1 protein-coding gene is annotated in these 1,423 nt (G+C 38.4%); it reads right to left on the reverse strand.

All coding sequences use genetic code 11. The features are described 5' to 3' along the window. Nucleotides 1–923: 923 nt before the first annotated feature. Nucleotides 924–1,382 (reverse strand): RrF2 family transcriptional regulator, encoded by a 459-nt coding sequence (locus tag ACTHUE_RS19035; RefSeq protein ID WP_070645838.1) that lies wholly within the window; start codon nucleotides 1,380–1,382, stop codon nucleotides 924–926. Nucleotides 1,383–1,423 lie beyond the last annotated feature (41 nt).

Consider the following 1,423-nt stretch of genomic DNA (forward strand, 5'->3'; position numbering starts at 1 on the left):
GAATTTAATAAACATACAAATGAAACAGTTGTTATTAATGTTACTGATGTTGATGAATACTTGAAAACTTTAACCAATGAGAGTGGTAGAGTATTTTTTACATTAGCAAAAGAAATCGGCAAACAGAAAAACATTTAACAAGAGCGAAATACAAATTAAAAACTCAATGGAGTGATGGCGTATTTAGGATAGATATGTTGAATGAAAAAAACAAATCTTTGTTTTTGGGGCTGACGTAGATTAGCAGTATGGAAATTTTTGTCGTGTAGGAATATGTCGCCCAGACTTGCAAGCAACGCTTCCATCAGGTAAAAGAGTGTATATTGAGTACGATCGAAGCACTTCATCGCGCGGAATACCACACGCAGATAGAATATTCAGCAATGATAAAAATGCTATTGTTATTTTAAGGACGTTAGATTGATTATGTAATTACTCTACGGTATTTGGCTTCATTACCATTGCCAGAAGGTTAATCTGTAGAAAAAGTGTAATCATTTTAATGGTTGATATTTTATAAACCAAAATAATACCGTCTGAGATTTCACAATCCAGACGGTATTTTATATTTTAAAGAAATATTTACAAGGTAAAACTCTATGGATTCATAATCAAAATTATATTCGTCATGGCCACGAAAGTTTTACTAACGTTCCCAATTTTGTATTGGAAAAAGACCGTTACGTTGACTGGGAAGATACTTGGCGTACTTTTTGACTAGGGAATAAGTAAATGGCGAGCAGTTACTTTTTGCTTGCTCTGGTCGATATCTTTCTATTATTTTAAAATTAACAATGCCGTCTGAAAATCTTAATTCCAGACGGCATTGTTTATTATTTTTCCGAGTAATACCACACGCCCCTATATTGAGAGGCTGATGATTATTTCGATATAGCTTGACTGTTTTCAGACGGCCTGAAGATTTAATCAACCATTCTGCGTATTTCGTTGATGGGGATGCGCGGGGTATAGAGTATGTCGTAGGTTGGTTTGTCCAAAAGATCTTGCAGGGAGTATTGATCTAAATGGTTGAAGAAGGCTTTGATGGCGCCGGTAATGATGCCGGTCAGTCGGCAGGATGGGGTGATGAGGCATTCGTTGTTATCGCCCATGCATTCGACAACCTGCATCGGCTCAAGATGGCGGACGACTGCGCCAATGTTGATTTTTTCAGGAACATCCGCCAAGCGCAAACCGCCGCCTTTGCCGCGTACGCTGACCAGAAAACCGCCTTTGACTAATGAGGTAACCACTTTCATCAAATGGCTTTTGGAAATATTGTAAGTCTCGGCAATGGTGCCGATATTGACGAGGGTGTCGTCGTTGATGGCGGTATAAACCAATACGCGCAATCCGTAATCGGTATGTTGGGTCAGATACATGGCTGGCTCTTTAGATATTTTTATTATATGTCAAAAGCGTA

It is taken from the genome of Neisseria sp. P0021.S005 (assembly GCF_051956955.1).

What these genes read in the sequence shown, in the direction of transcription:
- ACTHUE_RS19035 (WP_070645838.1), bottom strand. Translation starts at nt 1,382, where the DNA reads ATGTATCTGACCCAACATACCGATTACGGATTGCGCGTATTGGTTTAT.